Annotated in this window: 16 protein-coding genes; 5 read left to right on the top strand and 11 right to left on the bottom strand. The window is 75.3% G+C overall.

Going from position 1 to position 16,712, the window contains the following annotated elements:
• Positions 1–40: 40 nt before the first annotated feature.
• The 4 genes from ACIQPQ_RS18065 to infC all read right to left on the bottom strand — a co-directional run bounded on the left by ACIQPQ_RS18065 (position 41) and on the right by infC (position 2,612).
• Positions 41–904: a TrmH family RNA methyltransferase gene (locus ACIQPQ_RS18065; protein ID WP_401304934.1), complete on the bottom strand. Its 864-nt coding sequence runs from the start codon at positions 902–904 to the stop codon at positions 41–43.
• Positions 905–1,161: 257 nt separating this feature from the next.
• Complete coding sequence (gene rplT / locus ACIQPQ_RS18060) at positions 1,162–1,545, bottom strand: 50S ribosomal protein L20 (protein WP_020938960.1); 384 nt, start codon at positions 1,543–1,545, stop codon at positions 1,162–1,164.
• A gap of 95 nt (positions 1,546–1,640) precedes the next feature.
• Entirely contained in the window at positions 1,641–1,835 is a 195-nt protein-coding gene (gene rpmI, locus ACIQPQ_RS18055; protein WP_003947156.1) for a 50S ribosomal protein L35, read from the bottom strand.
• Positions 1,836–1,943: 108 nt separating this feature from the next.
• A complete protein-coding gene (infC, locus tag ACIQPQ_RS18050; RefSeq protein WP_401305241.1) occupies positions 1,944–2,612 on the bottom strand; it encodes a translation initiation factor IF-3 in 669 nt (222 codons plus the stop codon).
• A gap of 418 nt (positions 2,613–3,030) precedes the next feature.
• On the opposite strand from infC, the gene ACIQPQ_RS18045 reads away from it, so the two are divergent.
• Positions 3,031–3,459, top strand: coding sequence for a DUF1844 domain-containing protein (locus tag ACIQPQ_RS18045; protein WP_401304932.1), 429 nt, complete (start codon positions 3,031–3,033; stop codon positions 3,457–3,459).
• 66 nt (positions 3,460–3,525) lie between these two features.
• On the opposite strand, the gene ACIQPQ_RS18040 is transcribed toward ACIQPQ_RS18045, so the two are convergent.
• Entirely contained in the window at positions 3,526–4,257 is a 732-nt protein-coding gene (locus ACIQPQ_RS18040) for an SseB family protein (RefSeq protein ID WP_401304930.1), read from the bottom strand.
• 94 nt (positions 4,258–4,351) lie between these two features.
• On the opposite strand from ACIQPQ_RS18040, the gene ACIQPQ_RS18035 reads away from it, so the two are divergent.
• The gene (locus ACIQPQ_RS18035; protein WP_401304929.1) at positions 4,352–5,413 is read left to right on the top strand and encodes a serine hydrolase; all 1,062 of its coding nucleotides are present in this window, start codon (positions 4,352–4,354) and stop codon (positions 5,411–5,413) included.
• A 95-nt stretch (positions 5,414–5,508) separates the two neighbouring features.
• Here the strand turns inward: ACIQPQ_RS18035 and mycP are convergent, their stop codons facing one another.
• Positions 5,509–6,726, bottom strand: coding sequence for a type VII secretion-associated serine protease mycosin (gene mycP, locus ACIQPQ_RS18030; protein ID WP_401304927.1), 1,218 nt, complete (start codon positions 6,724–6,726; stop codon positions 5,509–5,511).
• The gene (locus ACIQPQ_RS18025) at positions 6,723–8,660 is read right to left on the bottom strand and encodes a hypothetical protein (RefSeq protein ID WP_401304925.1); all 1,938 of its coding nucleotides are present in this window, start codon (positions 8,658–8,660) and stop codon (positions 6,723–6,725) included. Before ACIQPQ_RS18025 ends, mycP begins: the two co-directional genes overlap by 4 nt.
• Positions 8,661–8,931: 271 nt before the next feature.
• On the opposite strand from ACIQPQ_RS18025, the gene ACIQPQ_RS18020 reads away from it, so the two are divergent.
• Entirely contained in the window at positions 8,932–10,134 is a 1,203-nt protein-coding gene (locus ACIQPQ_RS18020; RefSeq protein ID WP_401304924.1) for an amino acid deaminase/aldolase, read from the top strand.
• A 39-nt stretch (positions 10,135–10,173) separates the two neighbouring features.
• Here the strand turns inward: ACIQPQ_RS18020 and ACIQPQ_RS18015 are convergent, their stop codons facing one another.
• The 3 genes from ACIQPQ_RS18015 to ACIQPQ_RS18005 form a co-directional block, all read right to left on the bottom strand.
• Positions 10,174–10,956, bottom strand: coding sequence for a 3-oxoacyl-ACP reductase (locus tag ACIQPQ_RS18015; protein WP_383778077.1), 783 nt, complete (start codon positions 10,954–10,956; stop codon positions 10,174–10,176).
• Complete coding sequence (locus ACIQPQ_RS18010) at positions 10,953–12,368, bottom strand: aldehyde dehydrogenase family protein (protein WP_401304922.1); 1,416 nt, start codon at positions 12,366–12,368, stop codon at positions 10,953–10,955. The genes ACIQPQ_RS18015 and ACIQPQ_RS18010 overlap by 4 nt, the downstream gene beginning before the upstream one ends.
• A gap of 125 nt (positions 12,369–12,493) precedes the next feature.
• Entirely contained in the window at positions 12,494–13,855 is a 1,362-nt protein-coding gene (locus ACIQPQ_RS18005) for a glutamine synthetase family protein (protein ID WP_401304920.1), read from the bottom strand.
• Positions 13,856–13,975: 120 nt separating this feature from the next.
• Here ACIQPQ_RS18005 and ACIQPQ_RS18000 point away from each other — a divergent pair, with 120 nt between their 5' ends.
• Positions 13,976–14,713 (top strand): FadR/GntR family transcriptional regulator, encoded by a 738-nt coding sequence (locus ACIQPQ_RS18000; RefSeq protein ID WP_401304918.1) that lies wholly within the window; start codon positions 13,976–13,978, stop codon positions 14,711–14,713.
• Positions 14,714–14,906: 193 nt separating this feature from the next.
• A complete protein-coding gene (locus ACIQPQ_RS17995; protein WP_401304916.1) occupies positions 14,907–15,626 on the top strand; it encodes a gamma-glutamyl-gamma-aminobutyrate hydrolase family protein in 720 nt (239 codons plus the stop codon).
• Between the two features lie 70 nt (positions 15,627–15,696).
• Here the strand turns inward: ACIQPQ_RS17995 and ACIQPQ_RS17990 are convergent, their stop codons facing one another.
• Complete coding sequence (locus ACIQPQ_RS17990) at positions 15,697–16,689, bottom strand: LysR family transcriptional regulator (protein WP_401304915.1); 993 nt, start codon at positions 16,687–16,689, stop codon at positions 15,697–15,699.
• Positions 16,690–16,712: the final 23 nt, after the last annotated feature.

Below are 16,712 nucleotides of genomic sequence, written 5' to 3'. Positions count from 1 at the left end.
TCCCACCTCCCAGACGAGGACCCCCGAGCTGGTCACCCTACTAGCTCTCGGTGACGGAGCGGCACCCTCCGGAGGCGCGCTGTGCACGGGCCGATGCGTAGAGACATACGGCCGCGGCGGTCGCGAGGTTCAGACTCTCGGCCTTTCCGTGGATCGGGACGCGGACGACGGCGTCGGCGAGGGCGCGGGTCTCCTCGGGCAGGCCCCAGGCCTCGTTCCCGAAGACCCAGGCGGTGGGGCCGCCCATCGTGCCGCGGTCCAGTTCGGCGTCGAGGTCGTCGTCGCCCGCGCCGTCGGCGGCGAGGATGCGGACGCCCGCGTCCCGGAGCCCGGCGACGGCGTCCTCGACGGGGACGCCGACGGCGACGGGCAGGTGGAACAGGGAGCCGACGGAGGCGCGGACGGCCTTGGGGTTGTAGAGGTCGACGGAGGCGTCGGTGAGGACGACGGCGTCGGCTCCGGCGGCGTCGGCGCAGCGCAGGACGGTGCCCGCGTTGCCGGGGTCGCGGACGTGCGCGAGGACGGCGACGAGGCGGGGGCGGGCGGCGAGGACGGCGGCGAAGGGGGTGTCGACGAAGCGGCAGACGCCGACGAGTCCCTGCGGGGTGACGGTGGTGGAGATGTCCTCGACGACCTCGTCGGCGGCGAGGTGGACGCGGACTCCCGCGGCGCGGGCGGCGCCGATGATGTCGGCGTGGCGCTCGGCGGCGTCGAGGGTGGTGAAGAGTTCGGTGAGGGTGTCGGCGCCGTGGTCGGTGCCGTGGGCCACGGCCTCGCGGACGGCCTGGGGGCCCTCGGCGAGGAACAGCCGGTCCTTGCCCCGGAAGTTCCGCCGCGCGAGGCGCCTGGCGGCGGTGACGCGGGGGGAGCGGGGGGAAATCAGCTCGGGGCTGATCCGGGGCATGGGGGCACCTTCGGTGAGGGGGCGGGGGTGGGGTGGGCGGGGGCCGTTGCTGGGGGCTTCGCCCCCGGACCCCCTTGTCGGCCCTGGACGGGCCTCGTCCTCGAACGCCGGACGGGCTGACAGCTGCGGCTCCGACCGGCCGTCCGCGCGGCCTCGTTCACGCAAGAGGGCCCGCGGGCCGGGTTCACGCAAAAGGACCCGCGGGCCGGTCGACGGCCTGCGGGTCCTCGGTGCGTTCGGCTAGCGCCGGCGCAGCGTCACGCGGCCTTCGGCGCGTTGACGTCGCTCGGCAGCGCCTTCTGGGCGACCTCGACGAGCGCGGCGAACGCGTTGGCGTCGTTCACGGCCAGCTCGGCCAGGATCTTGCGGTCCACCTCGACGTTGGCGGCCTTCAGACCCTGGATGAAGCGGTTGTAGGTGATGCCGTTGGCGCGGGCAGCGGCGTTGATGCGCTGGATCCACAGCTGACGGAAGTCGCCCTTGCGCTTCTTGCGGTCGTTGTAGTTGTAGACCAGCGAGTGGGTGACCTGCTCCTTGGCCTTGCGGTACAGGCGCGAACGCTGACCGCGGTAGCCGGAGGCCGCCTCGAGGATCGCCCGGCGCTTCTTGTGGGCGTTGACTGCCCGCTTGACGCGTGCCACTTGTTAACTCCTTGTAGCGGGGCCGCGGTTCGACTCACGCGGCCCGAATTCGATTGGGTCCCGGTCCTGACGTGCGGCGCCTGGGCGCCGGAACGTCACTTGCCGAGAAGCTTCTTGATCTTCTTGGCGTCGCCCGGGGCCATCTCGGCGTTGCCGGTGAGGCGACGCGTCAGACGGGACGACTTGTGCTCGAGCAGGTGGCGCTTGCCGGCGCGCTCACGGAGCACCTTGCCGGAGCCGGTGATCTTGAAGCGCTTGCTGGCACCGCTGTGCGACTTGTTCTTCGGCATAGCGCCGTTCTCTCCTCGTCGGTGGCGCTCCGGTGCCCGGTCGTGAAACCGGGCACGGTGGAGCGTCGCTCTTGTATGGGTACGTCCTGGGACCGGGGTCCCGGGATGTCACGCCTCGGCGGATGCCTCGGCAGGGGCTTCGGCGGCGGGGGCCTCCGCGTTCACGGCGCTCGCGTCGGCGGCGTTCTGCGAGCGGCCCGGGTTGGCCTTCGCTTCGGCCTTGCGGGCCTCCTGCGCCTGACGGGCCTCGGCCATCGCCTCGGTCTTCTTCTTGTGCGGACCGAGAACCATGATCATGTTCCGGCCGTCCTGCTTCGGGTTCGACTCGACGAACCCGAGGTCCTGGACGTCCTCCGCGAGACGCTGCAGCAGTCGGTAGCCCAGTTCGGGGCGGGACTGCTCACGACCGCGGAACATGATCGTGATCTTGACCTTGTCGCCCTGCTTGAGGAACCGGACGACGTGACCCTTCTTGGTGTCGTAGTCGTGCGGGTCGATCTTCGGCCGGAGCTTCATCTCCTTGATGACCGTGTGCGCCTGGTTCTTGCGCGCCTCACGGGCCTTCATGGCCGACTCGTACTTGAACTTCCCGTAGTCCATGAGCTTGCAGACCGGCGGGCGGGCGTTCGCCGCGACCTCGACCAGGTCCAGGTCGTACTCCTGCGCAAGCTCCAGTGCCTTCGCGAGCGGCACGATGCCGACCTGCTCGCCACTGGGACCGACAAGTCGCACCTCGGGAACGCGAATCCGGTCGTTGATGCGGGGCTCGGCGCTGATGGATCCTCCTCGGTAGCACCACGCGGCGGTCTGGCGGACGGCCGCGTAACGTCTGTGTTCGTTAGACCAATAACCACGCCGAAACACAAAAAATGCCCCGGACGATCACAGGCGGGGGCTCCATGCACTACCGGAGCACCGACGCGAGGGATCGCGGGGCGCACTACCGGGCGACTCCATCGTCCGTACGGAACGATGGGGGCCGCCTGACCGGGGTGACCCGCCGCCTCTGAAGGCGATCGGGTGGGAGTTCGGAGCCTCCACTTGTGGGCCGGGCCCGCCTGCTGGGTGGCACGCGTGTCCGACCGGTCGTTGTACGAGATTACCAGCCGTGGCCGGTAAGGGCTAATCGTGCCCGGTGGGCGGCGGCCGGGGCCGGGCGCCGGGGAGGCCGGGGGCTGCGCCTATCGTGTGGGGCATGAGTGACACCCCCTCCTCCGCTTCCTCCGCCGCTGCTTCCCACGGTTCCTCGGGCTCCCTTCCGGCCGCCGACGGTCCGGAGAGCGCCGGTCCGGCCGGTTTCGACGAGATGACCCGTGACATCGCCGAGGTCCCCGCGGTCGAGGTGATCGTGACGGTCGCCGTGAACCTGATGAGCGCGGCCGCCGTGAAGCTCGGGCTGACGGAGGAGGGCGACGCGTACAAGGACCTGGACGAGGCGCGCAAGCTGGTCACCGCGCTCGCCGGTCTGCTGGACGCGAGCACGACCGAGATCAGCTCCTTCCACGCGGCGCCCCTGCGCGACGGTCTGAAGTCGCTCCAGCTGGCCTTCCGCGAGGCGTCGATCGTCCCGGACGAGCCCGGCCAGGGCCCCGGCGAGAAGTACACGGGGCCGGTCTACGGCTGACCCGGCCCGCGTCCACCGTGTACGACGGCTACGGCGTGCGCGGCGCCTCCGTACCCGGCGGCCGGGTCAGTCCCGTACGTACAGCGGCTCGCCCGGCGGGGTGGTGCCGGGCGGCAGGAGGGCCAGGTCGAGGCCGTGCACCAGGCGGGCCCGCAGGGTGTCGTCGGCGGCCAGCCGGGCGGCGACGGAGCGGGCGGTGACGGCGGGTTCGGTCCCCGGGCCGAGGACGAGGGCGAGCGTGCCGTCGGTGTCGCCGGGGAGCAGGTGGGCGCGGAGCACGTCGGGCTCGGCGGCCACCGCGTCGCGGACGGCGGTACGGACCGCCGGGTCGGCGAGCGGGTCGGTGCTGGTGCGGCCCTCGGCGAGCGCCAGCAGCGCGGGGCCGGTCAGTTCGAAGGCGACCGGTCCGGCGAGGTCGAGGACGACCGTGTCGGCCTTCTCGTGGGCGGCGGCGCGCAACGCCTGGTGCAGGGGGACGGCGACGGGCCGGGCCCGCGGGTCCCAGCGGGCCAGCGACGCGGTGGAGGTGAAGGCGGGCAGGGCGGTGCGGCCGCCTGCCTTGAGGGTGGGGACGGCCATGTCGCTGGTCTTCTCCCGGCGCAGGCCGTTCTCGTCCTCCTCGACCTCCCCGAGCACGGCGACCACGGGCACCAGCAGCCGGGCGCCCTTCAGGGCCGCCAGCACCGGGCCCACGGCGGCGCGGTCCTCGGCCCAGGCGGCGAGCGCCTCGCTCAGCCGGGGGTCGGCGGAGCCGTCGTCGTCGGAGAAGCCGGGGTCGGGGATGTTCTTGTTCGCCACGGTCGTCGACCCTATCGGGCGCGCTGAGGCTTCTCTGACGCAGATCTAACCTGCGCTTAACGGGGCGCACAGCGAGGGCCCGCAGCATCGCCGCATGAGGTTCTCCCGTGCGTCCGCCGGTGCGTCCCCCGGTCCCCGCGGGAGCGGTCGCCGCGTCCTGCGCTCCGTGCTCGCCGTCGCCACCGTGCTGGGGGTCAGCGCGGGCGGCACCGTCTTCGTCCGCGCGCAGGCGCATCCGGGGCGGGCCGCCGCCGTATCGTCGTCGTCGGGGTCGGCGCAGGTGCCGGGGAGTTCGCCCCGGACGACGTCACCAGTCACGTCATCGGCCACACCGCGGGTGACGCCCGAGGCGGGCGAGACGGGCGGTGCGGGAGGGGAGGCCGGGGTGGAAGCACGGGCGGAGGCGGCGGTGCCGGTCGGGGTGGATCGGGACGCCGTGCTGGCGGCGGCGATGGAGAAGGTGTCCGTGCCGGACGGGGCGCGGGTCTCGGTGGCCGTGCTGGACCCGGTGTCCGGGGAGCGGGCCGGGTTCGGTGCGGGGTCCTTCGACACGGCGAGCATCGTCAAGGTGGACATCCTGGCGGCGCTGCTGCTGCGGGCCCAGGACGCGGACCGGGAGCTGACCGCGACGGAACGGACGTACGCCGCCGCGATGATCCGGCGGAGCGACAACGACGCGGCGAGCGCGCTGTGGAAGGTCATCGGGGAGGCGGACGGCCTCGACGCGGCGAACGAGCGGCTCGGGCTGACGGGGACCGAGGGCGGACGCGATCTGCTGTGGGGGCTGACACAGACCACGGCCGCCGATCAACTCACGCTGCTGGAGCAGGTGTTCGGCACGGACTCGGCGCTGGACGCGGACTCGCGCGCCTACCTGCGGAAGCTGATGGGGTCGATCGTGGAGGGCCAGCGGTGGGGTGTCTCGGCGGCGGCCGACGGGTCGGCGTGGGCGTTGAAGAACGGCTGGCTGCCGCGGACGGCGACCGGGCTGTGGGACGTCAACAGCATCGGCCGGGTGACGTCCGGGGGCCGTGAGCTGCTGGTGGCCGTGCTCTCCGACCGGAGCGTCTCGCAGGAGAAAGGGATCGCCCGGGTGGAGGCGGCGGCGAAGGCGGCGGTGTCGGTGTTCGCCCCGGCGGCCACGGCCACCGACTGAGCGTCCGCTCCGACGCCGGGACTCCCCCGGTCCGGCGGGTCCCGGCCGGACCGGTCCCGCTCCGTGCGTCTCGTACGGCTCCCGACCGCTCCCGCTCAGTACGTCTCGTACGGCTGGGGTGCGGCGGGTGGGGTGCGGCGGCGGTGGGCACGCCACAGGACGACGGCGGTGAGCAGGAGCGCCGCCCCGGCGCCGCCCGCGAGCGCGGCGGAGCGGCCCGAGGCGGCGTCGTCGGTCGGCGGGGCGTCGGGGCCGGGGCCGAAGTACTCCTCGCCGTGCGCGACGGTCCGCAGTTCCTCGGGCTCGATCCGGGCGGCGGCCGCGATGGCGGCGGCCGGGTCGATGAAGCCGTGGCCGCGGGAGTCGTCCCGGCCGCCGGTGGGGGCGTTGCGGGCGGTGTCCTCCAGCAGCTGCTTGATCTGCGCGGGGTTCAGGCCGGGGTGGGCGGCCTTGACGAGGGCGACGGCGCCGGAGACGAACGCGGCGGCGGCCGAGGTGCCCCAGCCCTCGTAGTACTTGTGGTCGGGGTCGGCGATGACGACGTCCACGCCGGGCGCGCTGACGGTGGCGTACCAGCGGCGGGTGGAGAAGGAGGCGCGGGTGCCGTAGCGGTCGACGGCGGTGGCGGCGATGACGCCGGGGTAGGCCGCCGGGTAGGAGATGTGGTCGCCCTTCTCGCCGCCGTTCCCGGCCGAGGCGACGACGACCGCGCCCTTCTTCAGCGCGTACTGGACGGCCTCGTCCTCGGCGGGCTCGGGGTGGGCGGAGGCGGAGTCGTCGCCGAGGGAGAGGTTGATGACGTCGGCGCCCTGGTCGGCGGCCCAGCGGATGCCGTCCGCGAGGGCGTTGCCGCGGGTGGTGCGGGCCTTGGCGCGGGCGGGGTCGCCGTCCTCCAGGATGACCCGGACGGGCAGGATCCTCGCCTCGGGGGCGATGCCGAGGACGCCGTCGTCGTTCCCGGCGCCGTGGCCGTGACCGGCGATGATGCCGGCCATCGCGGTGCCGTGCCGGGCCCACGCCCGGTCGCCCTCCTCGGCGCCGAAGCCGACCATGTCGCGGCCGGGCAGGACGTTGCCGTCGAGGTCCGGGTGGTCGGCCTCGACCCCGGTGTCGAGGACGGCGACGGTGACGCCCGCGCCCTTGGTGGTGCGCCAGACCTCGTCGGTGTGCAGCGCCGTCAGCGCCCACTGCTGGGCGCGGATGCCGTCGGCGTGGGCGGTGGCGGGCGGGACGAGGGCGACGGCGGCGGCCAGCAGACAGCTCAGCACCCCGGCCCGGCGGGCGGTGCGCCCTCCTCGCGTACGGCCGGTCATGAGGGCTGCTCCGTGGGGGCGGCGGCGGTCTTGCGCAGGCCGCGTTCGATCCGGTCGGCGAGGCCCTTCGCCTCGTTGCCGAGGCCCGCCTGGGCGGGGGCCGAGGTGGCGCCCGTCGCGGTGGCCTCGGCGGCGGACTGCGGGGTCGCGACCGTACGGCCGTCGGCCCAGCCGGAGACGGCGTAGACGACGACGGGGGCGTCGGTGAGGACGGAGACGGACCAGGAGGCGCGCTGCCGGTCGCCGAAGGCGGCGGCGACGGTGTCCCGCACGGCGTACGGGCGGGGCAGCAGGTCGGTGCGGCGGGCGAGGCCCTCTCGGGTGAAGCGGGTGTCGAGGGCGCGCATGGCGGCCTGGTCGGCCTTGGTGAAGAGCATCCCGACGGTGGTGACGTGGCTGCGGGTGGCGTCGGTGTAGGTGGCGCGCAGCAGGCGGGCGCAGCCGACGGGGGCGAGGACCTTGGTGAGCAGCGGGTCGAAGGCGCCCGCGCAGCCGCCGTCCGGGGCGACGGCGACGCGGGTCCAGGTGCGGTCGGCGCCGCCGGGTCCGGCGCCCTGCCCGATGAGCGTGGGCGGGAAGAGCCGGTCGACGGGGACGTTGTGCCAGAGTCCGGCGGCGGTGGCGTAGGCGCCGCGGTCGCGGGCGGCGCCGGGGTCGCCGAGGAGGCTGCTGCCCGCGAGGGCGCCGCCGAGCAGGCCGAGTCCGAGGACGAGGCAGGCCGCCGCGGTGACGGGGCGCCCGCGCAGCCGGGCCCACAGCGGGCGGGACGGCTCGCGGTAGGCCTCGGGGCGGGCGAACGTGACGACGGGCCGGGTGGCTCCGGGGGCGCCGCCGGGGGTCATGGGGGCGCTCCAGGAGAGCGCCGGGTCCGGGCCGGGGGGCGTGGGGCGGGTCTCCGGCGGGTCGTAGTCGGGGTGGTGCAGGGGTGTGGCGGGCGTCCAGGCGGGGCCCGCGTCGAGGTCGTCGCGGGTGTCGGTGCCGCCGGTCGCGGCGGGCGCGTCGGCGGGTCCGGGCCGCGGTTCGCCGGGTACGGCCCGCGCGTACCCCTCGCGGGGCGGTACGGCGGGCGGCGGCACCCAGCCGCGCGGCAGCGGTGTCCAGGCGGTGCCGGGGGCCGGGGGCAGCGCGGTGTCGGGGGCCAGGGGCGGTGCGGTGGGCGGCGGTGGGGTGGCGGTCGCGGGGCGGGGCGTGTCCGCCGGGGCGGGGCGGGGGCGCGGCGGGGCGGTGGGCGCGGCGGCGCCGGGGGCGGGCGGGCGGGTGCCGCCGGGACGGAGGTTGTCCAGGCGTACGGGGCGGCGCACGCCGGGGGTGCCGGAGGGGCGCGGGGTGTCGGGGCGTACGGCGTCCGCGCGCGTCGCGTCCAGGCGGGCGGGCCGGGGGATCTCCGGGGCCGGGGGCACGGCGGGGGGCGGGGTGTCCGGGAAGCGGGCGGAGGCGGAGGGCGGGGGCGCGGGGGGCTGCTCGGGCTCGGGCGGGGCGGAGGGGGCCGACGCGTCGGGCGTGCTCGGGGCGTGCCGGGTGTCCGGTGTCCGGGCCGTCTCCGGCGTCGTGGGCGCGGGGGGCGTGTCCGGTGCCGGAGGGGTGCCGACCGGGCGGGACGGGGTCGCCTGGCGCGGCGGTCGCGGTGCCTGCGGTGCCTCCGGCGGCTGTGGCGGCTGTGACGGTCGCGGGGTGGCCGTGGGCGCGGGGGTGGCGGGCGGCGGGGTGACGCGGGTGCGGCGGGCGAAGAAGGAGCCCGCCTCGGGGGTGGTCGTCGCGGTCACCTTGGCGGGGGCGGGGCCGTCGGGCGGGGCCGGGACCGTGGCTGCAGGCGAGGGCGGGGGTACGGGCGGCGGGGCCGGGGTGTCGGCGGGGGCCGGGTGGGGCGGGGTGGTGGGGTGCGGTGGGGCGGAAGGGCGCGGCGGGACCGAGGCGCGGCGTGCTTCCGTGCTCATGCACCCCCCGTTTCCTCGTCGCCGGGCCGTCGTCGTCCCGCGCCGACCGTCCTCCCCGGCCCGGGACGGACCCCTCGGTCCTCCGGGCAGGCATACCCGCGCGGGCGGACCGGCATCCCGGCGCGGCTGCCCGGCCGGAGCCGTGACCTCCGTGCGTGCGCGTCACTCTACGTCTTGTTCCGGCGCCCGCGGGAACCAGTCCGGGACGCCGGGGGCTTCTGCCCGGAACGTCCCCCTACCCTGCGGTAATCGCGTCTGGCAGGCTGCGTCCATGACTGCGCGTGCCACCGACCGGGCCCGGTACGACCGGGCGACCGCCCACCTCGACGCCCCGCTCGCCCTCGTCGACCTGGAGGCCTTCGACGCCAACGCCGACGATCTCGTACGCCGGGCGGGCGGGAAACCGGTCCGGGTCGCCAGCAAGTCGGTCCGCTGCCGGGCGCTGCTGGAACGCGTCCTGGCGCGGGACGGCTTCGCCGGGATCATGTCGTTCACCCTGGCCGAATCGCTGTGGTTGGCGCGGTCCGGGTTCGACGACGTCCTGCTCGCCTACCCCTCCGCCGACCGTGCCGGGTTCGCGGAACTCGCCGGGGACCCGAAGCTCGCGGCGGCGGTCACCGTGATGGTGGACGACGTCGCCCAGCTCGACCTGATCGACGGGGCGCGCGGCGGCGGGCGTGAAGTGGTGCGGGTCTGCCTGGAGTTGGACACCTCGCTGAAGCTGCTGGGCGGCCGGGTCCGGGTCGGCGCGCGGCGCTCGCCGCTGCACTCCCCCGCCGAAGTCGCCGACGTGGCGCGGGCGGTGGCCCGGCGGCCCGGCTTCCGGCTGGTGGGGGTCATGGCGTACGAGGGGCATGTGGCGGGGGTCGGGGACGCGGTGGCGGGCCGGCCGCTGCGGTCGCGGGCGATCCGGCTGATGCAGGCGGCGGCGCGGCGTGAACTCGCCGAGCGGCGCGGCGCGGTGGTGCGCGCGGTGCGGGCGGTGGTGCCGGACCTGGAGTTCGTCAACGGCGGCGGCACGGGCAGTGTGCAGCACACGGCGGCGGAGGACGCGGTCACCGAGATCGCGGCGGGCTCCGGGCTGTACGTGCCGCGCCTGTTCGACAACTACACGTCGTTCCACGGCCGTCCGGCGGCGCTCTTCGCGCAGCCGGTGGTGCGGCGGCCGGGGGTCGGCGTGGTGACGGTGCTGGGCGGCGGCTACCCCGCGTCCGGTGCCGCCGGGGCGGACCGGTCGCCGGTGCCGTATCTGCCGGAGGGGCTGCGCTACGACCCGCAGGAGGGCGCGGGCGAGGTGCAGACCCCGCTGCTGGGCTCCCCGGCCGACGACCTGCTGATCGGCGACAAGGTGTGGTTCCGGCACGCGAAGGCCGGGGAGCTGTGCGAGCGGTTCGACGCGCTGCACCTGGTCGAGGGCGACACGGTGACGGCGACGGTGCCGACGTACCGGGGCGAGGGCCACACCTTCCTCTGATCCCCGGTACGGCGGCTCCGTACGGTCACGTGCCGGGGCCTACAGGGGGGTTACGTAGGCCCCGGAGATGCCGCCGTCGACGAGGAAGTCGGTGGCGTTGACGAACGAGGCGTCGTCGCTGGCCAGGAAGGCGACGGCGGCGGCGATCTCGTCGGCCTCGGCGAACCGGCCGACGGGGATGTGCACCAGGCGGCGCGCGGCCCGCTCGGGGTCCTTGGCGAACAGCTCCTGCAGCAGCGGGGTGTTGACGGGGCCAGGGCAGAGCGCGTTGACCCGGATGCCCTCCCGGGCGAACTGGACGCCGAGTTCGCGGGACATGGCGAGGACGCCGCCCTTGGACGCGGTGTAGGAGATCTGCGAGGTGGCGGCGCCCATCCGGGCCACGAAGGACGCGGTGTTGATGATGGAGCCCCGGCCCTGGCGGCGCATGTAGGGGAGGGCGGCCTTGCAGCACAGGTACACGGAGGTGAGGTTGACCTCCTGGACCCGCTTCCACGCCTCCAGGCCGGTCTCCAGGATGGAGTCGTCGTCGGGCGGGGAGATGCCCGCGTTGTTGAAGGCGATGTCGACACTGCCGTAGGTGTCGTGCGCCGTCTTGAACAGCGCCTCGACCTGGTCGGGGTCGGTGACGTCGACCTTGACGAAGGTGCCGCCGGTCTCCTCGGCGGCGGCCTTGCCGCGCTCCTCGTCGACGTCGCCGAGGACGACGTGCGCGCCCTCGGCGGCGAGGCGGCGGGCGGTGGCGAGGCCGATGCCGCTGGCGGCCCCGGTGATGACGGCGGTGCGGCCGACGAGGCGGCGGCAGACGATCTCTCTGGTCACTGTGCGGGGCCCTCCGTGCTGATGAAGACGTTCTTGGTCTCGGTGAAGGCGGCCAGGGCGTCCGGGCCGAGTTCGCGGCCGACGCCGGACTGCCGGTAGCCGCCGAACGGGGTCCAGTAGCGGACGCTGGAGTGGGAGTTGACGGACAGGTTGCCCGCCCGGACGGCCTGGGTGACGCGCAGGGCGCGGCCGAGGTCCCGGGTCCAGACGGAGCCGGAGAGGCCGTACGGGGTGTCGTCGGCGAGGCGGATCGCGTCCTGTTCGTCGGTGAACGGCAGCAGGACGGCGACGGGGCCGAAGATCTCCTCGCGGGCGGCGGCGGAGTCGGGCCGCTCGCCGGTGAGGACGGTCGGCGGGAACCAGAAGCCGGGCCCGTCGGGCGCCCCGCCGCGCAGGGCGGGGGCGCCGTCGGGGACGAACGACCGTACGCGCTCAACCTGCTGACGGCTGATCAGGGGGCCCATGGTGGTGGCCGGGTCGGTGGGGTCGCCGACGACGACGGCGGCGAGTTCGCGGGCGAGGTGGTCGGCGACCTCGTCGTACACGGACTCCTGGACGAGGACGCGGGTGCGGGCGCAGCAGTCCTGGCCGGAGTTGTCGAGGAAGGAGAAGGGGTCGGCGGCGGCCTTGAGGTCGGCGTCCGCGAAGACGATGTTGGGGCTCTTGCCGCCGAGTTCGAGGGTGACCCGTTTGATCTGGCGGGCGCAGCGCTCCATGACCTCGCGGCCGGTGCGGGTGGACCCGGTGAACACGATCTTGGCGACGCCGGGATGGTCGACGAGGGCGCGTCCGGCGACCCGGCCGTGGCCGGGCAGCACCTGGAAGAGGTGTTCGGGGAGGCCCGCGTCCAGGGCGAGTTCGGCCAGGCGCAGGGCGGTGAGGGGGGTGGTCTCGGCGGGTTTGAGGACGACGGCGTTGCCGGCCGCGAGGGCGGGGAAGGCGCCCCAGGCGGCGATGGGCATCGGGAAGTTCCAGGGGGCGATGACGCCGACCACGCCGAGGGGTTCCTGGAAGGTGACGTCCCAGCCGCCGGGGACCGGGATCTGCCGGCCGGTGAGGCGTTCGACGCCGCCCGCGGCGTAGAGCAGCAGGTCGCGGGCGTTCCCGGCCTCCCAGCGGGCGTTGCCGGGGAGGTGTCCGGCCTCGCGGACCTCCAGCGCGGCGAGTTCCTCGACGTGGGTGTCGACGGTGTCGGCGTAGCGGCGCAGCAGGCGGGCCCGGTCGGCGGGGGCGAGCGCCGCCCACCGGGTCTGCGCGGCGGTGGCGCGGGTGACGGCGCGGTCCACGGCGGCGGCGTCGGCGGCGGGGACGACCGCGACGACCTCCTCGGTGGCGGGGTTCAGGACGGTGAGGTCCCCGAGGTCGGCGGAGCCGGGGGCGTCAGGGGTGCCGGCGGGCTGGGGGTGGGACAAGGGGGTGCCCTTTCGGAGCGGGGCGTGCACGGGGTGGGGCCGTCGGGGCGGTGGCGCGGGGGGCGGTGGGGGGAGCCGCGCCGCCGGGGGACGGTGCGGCGGGCGTACCGGGCGGGGTCGGTGGATCACATGCGTTCGAAGCAGCGGCGCAGTTCCCAGTCGGTGACCGCCGCGTCGTAGGCGGCCAGTTCGACGCGGGCCATGTTGCGGTAGTGGGCGACGACCTCGTCGCCGAAGGCGGCGCGGGCGAGGTCGCTGTGCTCCCACAGTTCGGCGGCCTCACGGAGGGTGGCGGGGACGTGGGCGTAGTCGGCGGCGTAGGCGTTGCCCGTGCAGGGTTCGGGGAGTTCGAGGCGCTGCTCGACGCCGTGCAGGCCCGCCGCGACCAGTCCGGCGACCGCGAGATACGGGTTGACGTCCCCACCGGGCAGCCGGTTCTCGAAGCGCAGGGAGCGGCCGTGGCCGACGACGCGCAGCGCGCAGGTGCGGTTGTCGGGGCCCCAGGCGACGGCGGTCGGGGCGAAGGAGCCCGGCTGGAACCGCTTGTAGGAGTTGATGTGCGGCGCGTAGAGCAGGGAGAACTCGCGCAGGGCGGCCAGTTGACCGGCGAGGAAGTGACGCATGGTGTCGGACATGCCGCCGTCGGCGTCGGCCATCGCGTTGGCGCCGTCGGCGTCGGTGAGGGAGAGGTGGATGTGACAGGAGTTGCCCTCACGCTCGTTGTACTTCGCCATGAAGGTGAGGGAGACGCCCTCCTGGGCGGCGATCTCCTTGGCGCCGGTCTTGTAGACGGCGTGCTGGTCGCAGGTGACGAGGGCCTCGTCGTAGCGGAAGGCGATCTCGTGCTGGCCGGGGTTGCACTCGCCCTTGGCGGACTCGACGGTGAGGCCCGCGCCCGCCATCTCGTTGCGCAGGCGGCGCAGCAGGGGCTCGATGCGGCCGGTACCGAGGATCGAGTAGTCGATGTTGTACTGGTTGGCCGGGGTGAGCCCGCGGTATCCGCCGTCCCAGGCCGCCTCGTAGGTGTCCTTGAAGACGATGAACTCCAGCTCGGTGCCGACCTGCGCGGTCAGGCCGAGGCCGGCGAGCCGGTCGAGCTGGCGGCGGAGGATCTGCCGGGGCGCAGCGACGACCGGCGAGCCGTCCTCCCAGGCGAGGTCGGCGACGAGCAACGCGGTGCCGGGGTGCCAGGGCACGCGGCGCAGGGTGTCCGGGTCGGGGCGCATCGCGAAGTCGCCGTAGCCGCGCTCCCAGGACGACATGGCGTAGCCGTCGACGGTGTTCATCTCGGTGTCGACGGCGAGGAGGTAGTTGCAGCCCTCGCTGCCGTGGCCGAGGACCTCGTCGAGGAAGAAGGGGGCGGCGAACCGCTTGCCCTGGAGGCGGCCCTGCATGTCGGGGAAGGCGAGGACGACGGTGTCGATCTCGCCGTCGGCGACCAGGCGGCGCAGTTCCTCGACGCCGAGCGGGGGGGTGCGGTGTGCCACGGGAGGGCCTCCTCCGGCTTCCTCTGGACGGCGGTCGGTGGCCGACGGGGAGGGGACGGCCGATGACCGGAGGTCCTAAGGTATGGCGGAGGACCATTGCTTGGGAAGGGGGCGCGACGGATGGCGGCGGACACCGGCGGCGCGCCGGAGGACCGGCTGACGCCGGTGCTGCGACCGGTGCGGGCGGGCAACGGCTTCGAGGAGGCCCTGGAGCAGATCCTCCAGGTGATGCGGCTGGGCCTGGTGCCGGACGGGGAGCGGCTGCCCGCCGAGCGGGAGCTGGCCGAGCGGCTCGGGATCAGCCGGGTGACCCTGCGGGAGGTGCTGAAGGTGCTCCAGGACCAGGGTCTGGTGGAGTCCCGGCGGGGCCGGTACGGCGGCACGTTCGTCCTGCCGCGGGCCGTCGGCGCGGGTGGCGAGGCCGAGCTGCGGCGGCGGGTGAGCGGTGTCGACCTGGAGGACGTGCTGCGGTTCCGCGAGGTGCTGGAGGTCGGGGCGGCCGGGCTGTGCGCGGCCGAGGGGCTGGACGGCGTCGGCGCGGCGCGGCTGCGGGAGGCGCTGGACGGCACGCGGGACGCCCCGCTCGCCGACTACCGGCGCCGCGACACCTTGTTCCACCTGACCCTCGCCGAACTGTCCGGCTCGCCCTCGCTGGCCGCCCGGTACGCGGCGGTCCGGGCCACCGTGAACGACCTCCTCGACTGCATCCCGCTCCTGGTGCGCAACCTGGAGCACTCGCAGCACCAGCACACGGCCCTGGTGGAGGCGGTGCTCGACGGGGACGCGGACGGGGCGCGCGAGGTGATGCGCGAGCACTGCGCGGGGACGGCGGCGCTGCTGCGGGGATTCCTGGCCTGAGGGGCCTGAGGGTCCGAGGGCCTGACGGTCCTGCGGGGGGCCTGGGGCGTCCTGGCCGGACACGTCCTGGTCCGCGGCGCCGGGGTGTGCAATGGTTCGGTCCAGGTCCATTCGGGTGGGAGTCCTCGCGGACACGAGCAGGGAAGCGGTGGCTGTGGTGGATGCGGTGAGCGCGGCGGGTACAGCGGGTGCCGTGGATGCGGCGGGTGCCGAGGAGGACGGTCAGGGGGCCCGGCGGCCGCTGATCGGGGTCAGCACCTATCTGGAGGCCGGGGCGCGCTGGGGCGTGTGGGAGCTGGACGCGGCGCTGCTGCCCGCCGGGTATCCGCGGCTGGTGCAGCGGGCGGGCGGGCTCGCGGTGATGCTGCCGCCGGACGCGCCCGAGCACGCGGCGGCGGCCGTGGCCCGCCTGGACGGGCTGGTCGTCGCGGGCGGCCCGGACGTCGACCCCGCGCGCTACGGCGCCCCGCGCGACCCCCGTACGGGGCCGCCCGCGCCGGAACGCGACGCGTGGGAGCTGGCGCTGATCGAGGCGGCGCTCGCCTCGGGGACACCGCTGCTCGGGATCTGCCGGGGGATGCAACTGCTGAACGTCGCGCTCGGCGGGACGCTCGTGCAGCATCTCGACGGGCACGCGGAGGTGGTCGGCGTCTTCGGGCGGCACCCCGTGACGCCGGTGGCCGGGTCGGGGTACGCGGCGCTGGTGCCGGAGGAGGCGTCGGTGCCGTCGTTCCACCACCAGGCGGTGGAGCGGCTGGGCACGGGGCTCGTCGCGACGGCGTACGCGGTGGACGGGACCGTGGAGGCGGTGGAGTCGCCCTCCGCGAAGGGCTGGGTGCTGGGCGTGCAGTGGCATCCGGAGATGGGCGAGGACGTGCGGGTGATGCGGGGGCTGGTGGAGGCGGCTCGGTGAGTCCGCGGCTGGTGTTCCCGGAGGCGGCTCCATGAGTCCGCGGCTGGTGTTCCCGGGGGCGGCCGCCCCCTCACCCCCTCGTCAACGCCAGCAGCTCCCGCGCCGGCCCCGTCGGTCGATGTCCCGTGGGCCAGACCGCCCGTAGCTCTCTCCCCAGCCGTACGCCCTCCACCGGGACCCCGACCAGGCGGCGGGAGGCCAGCTCCTCCCCCACCGCCAGTTCGCTCAGGACCGCCGGGCCCGCGCCGCTCACCGCCGCCGCCTTGACCGCGGTCGTCGAGGACAGTTCGATCAGGGGGCGAGCCAGGCCGCCCAGGGCCGCGTCGAGGACCTGGCGGGTGCCCGAGCCCTGCTCCCGGAGGATCAGCGGCGTGGACGCGAGTTCACCGGCGGCCACCGACCGGCGGCGCCGGGCCCAGGCGTGGGCGGGCGCGACGACGACGAGCAGGCGGTCGTGGGCGATGACCGCCGAGTCCAGCCCGGCCGGCGTGCTCACGCCCTCCACGAACCCGAGGTCGGCCTCTCCCCCGAGCAGCCGCTCCGCGACCGCCGCCGAGTTCCCGGCGAGCAGGGACACCGCGGTGTCCGGGCGCCGCGCGTGCAGGGCGAGCAGCCAGCCGGGCAGCAGGTACTCGGCGATGGTCATGCTGGCCGCCACCCGCAGCCGCGAGTCCCGCCGGTCGCGCAGCGCCTGCGCGCCCGCGTCGAAGGCGGCGGCGGCCTCCACGATCCGGCGCGCCCAGTCGGTGACCAGCGCCCCGGCGGCGGTGAGCCGTGACCCGCGCGGCGAACGGTCGACGAGGGCCACCCCGAGCTGGCGTTCCATGGACCGCACCCGGCTGCTCGCGGCGGGCTGGGTGATCCCCACCTCGCGAGCCGCCGCGCCGAGGCTGCCGAGCCGGGCGACGGCGAGCAGCAGCTCCAGCGCGCCGAGATCCGGCACCCGGTGGGCCAGGGAGCCCGCCACCCCCCGCTCCCCGCCGACCGCACCGGCGTCACCGGCCCCGCCGGTCGTACGACCCTCACCGGCCCCGCCCGCTCCCCGCTGTTCCGTACCGCTCATAAAGTCAGCTTATGCCCTCATAG

The organism is Streptomyces sp. NPDC091281, from assembly GCF_044757425.1.
Classification (GTDB): Bacteria; Actinomycetota; Actinomycetes; order Streptomycetales; family Streptomycetaceae; genus Streptomyces.
This window is presented reverse-complemented; position numbering and strand designations above follow the sequence as displayed.

What these genes read in the sequence shown, in the direction of transcription:
- ACIQPQ_RS18045 (WP_401304932.1), top strand. Translation starts at nt 3,031, where the DNA reads ATGAGTGACACCCCCTCCTCCGCTTCCTCCGCCGCTGCTTCCCACGGT.
- ACIQPQ_RS18065 (WP_401304934.1), bottom strand. Translation starts at nt 904, where the DNA reads ATGCCCCGGATCAGCCCCGAGCTGATTTCCCCCCGCTCCCCCCGCGTC.
- ACIQPQ_RS18020 (WP_401304924.1), top strand. Translation starts at nt 8,932, where the DNA reads ATGACTGCGCGTGCCACCGACCGGGCCCGGTACGACCGGGCGACCGCC.
- rpmI (WP_003947156.1), bottom strand. Translation starts at nt 1,835, where the DNA reads ATGCCGAAGAACAAGTCGCACAGCGGTGCCAGCAAGCGCTTCAAGATC.
- ACIQPQ_RS18035 (WP_401304929.1), top strand. Translation starts at nt 4,352, where the DNA reads ATGAGGTTCTCCCGTGCGTCCGCCGGTGCGTCCCCCGGTCCCCGCGGG.
- ACIQPQ_RS18025 (WP_401304925.1), bottom strand. Translation starts at nt 8,660, where the DNA reads ATGAGCACGGAAGCACGCCGCGCCTCGGTCCCGCCGCGCCCTTCCGCC.
- ACIQPQ_RS18000 (WP_401304918.1), top strand. Translation starts at nt 13,976, where the DNA reads ATGGCGGCGGACACCGGCGGCGCGCCGGAGGACCGGCTGACGCCGGTG.
- ACIQPQ_RS17990 (WP_401304915.1), bottom strand. Translation starts at nt 16,689, where the DNA reads ATGAGCGGTACGGAACAGCGGGGAGCGGGCGGGGCCGGTGAGGGTCGT.
- mycP (WP_401304927.1), bottom strand. Translation starts at nt 6,726, where the DNA reads ATGACCGGCCGTACGCGAGGAGGGCGCACCGCCCGCCGGGCCGGGGTG.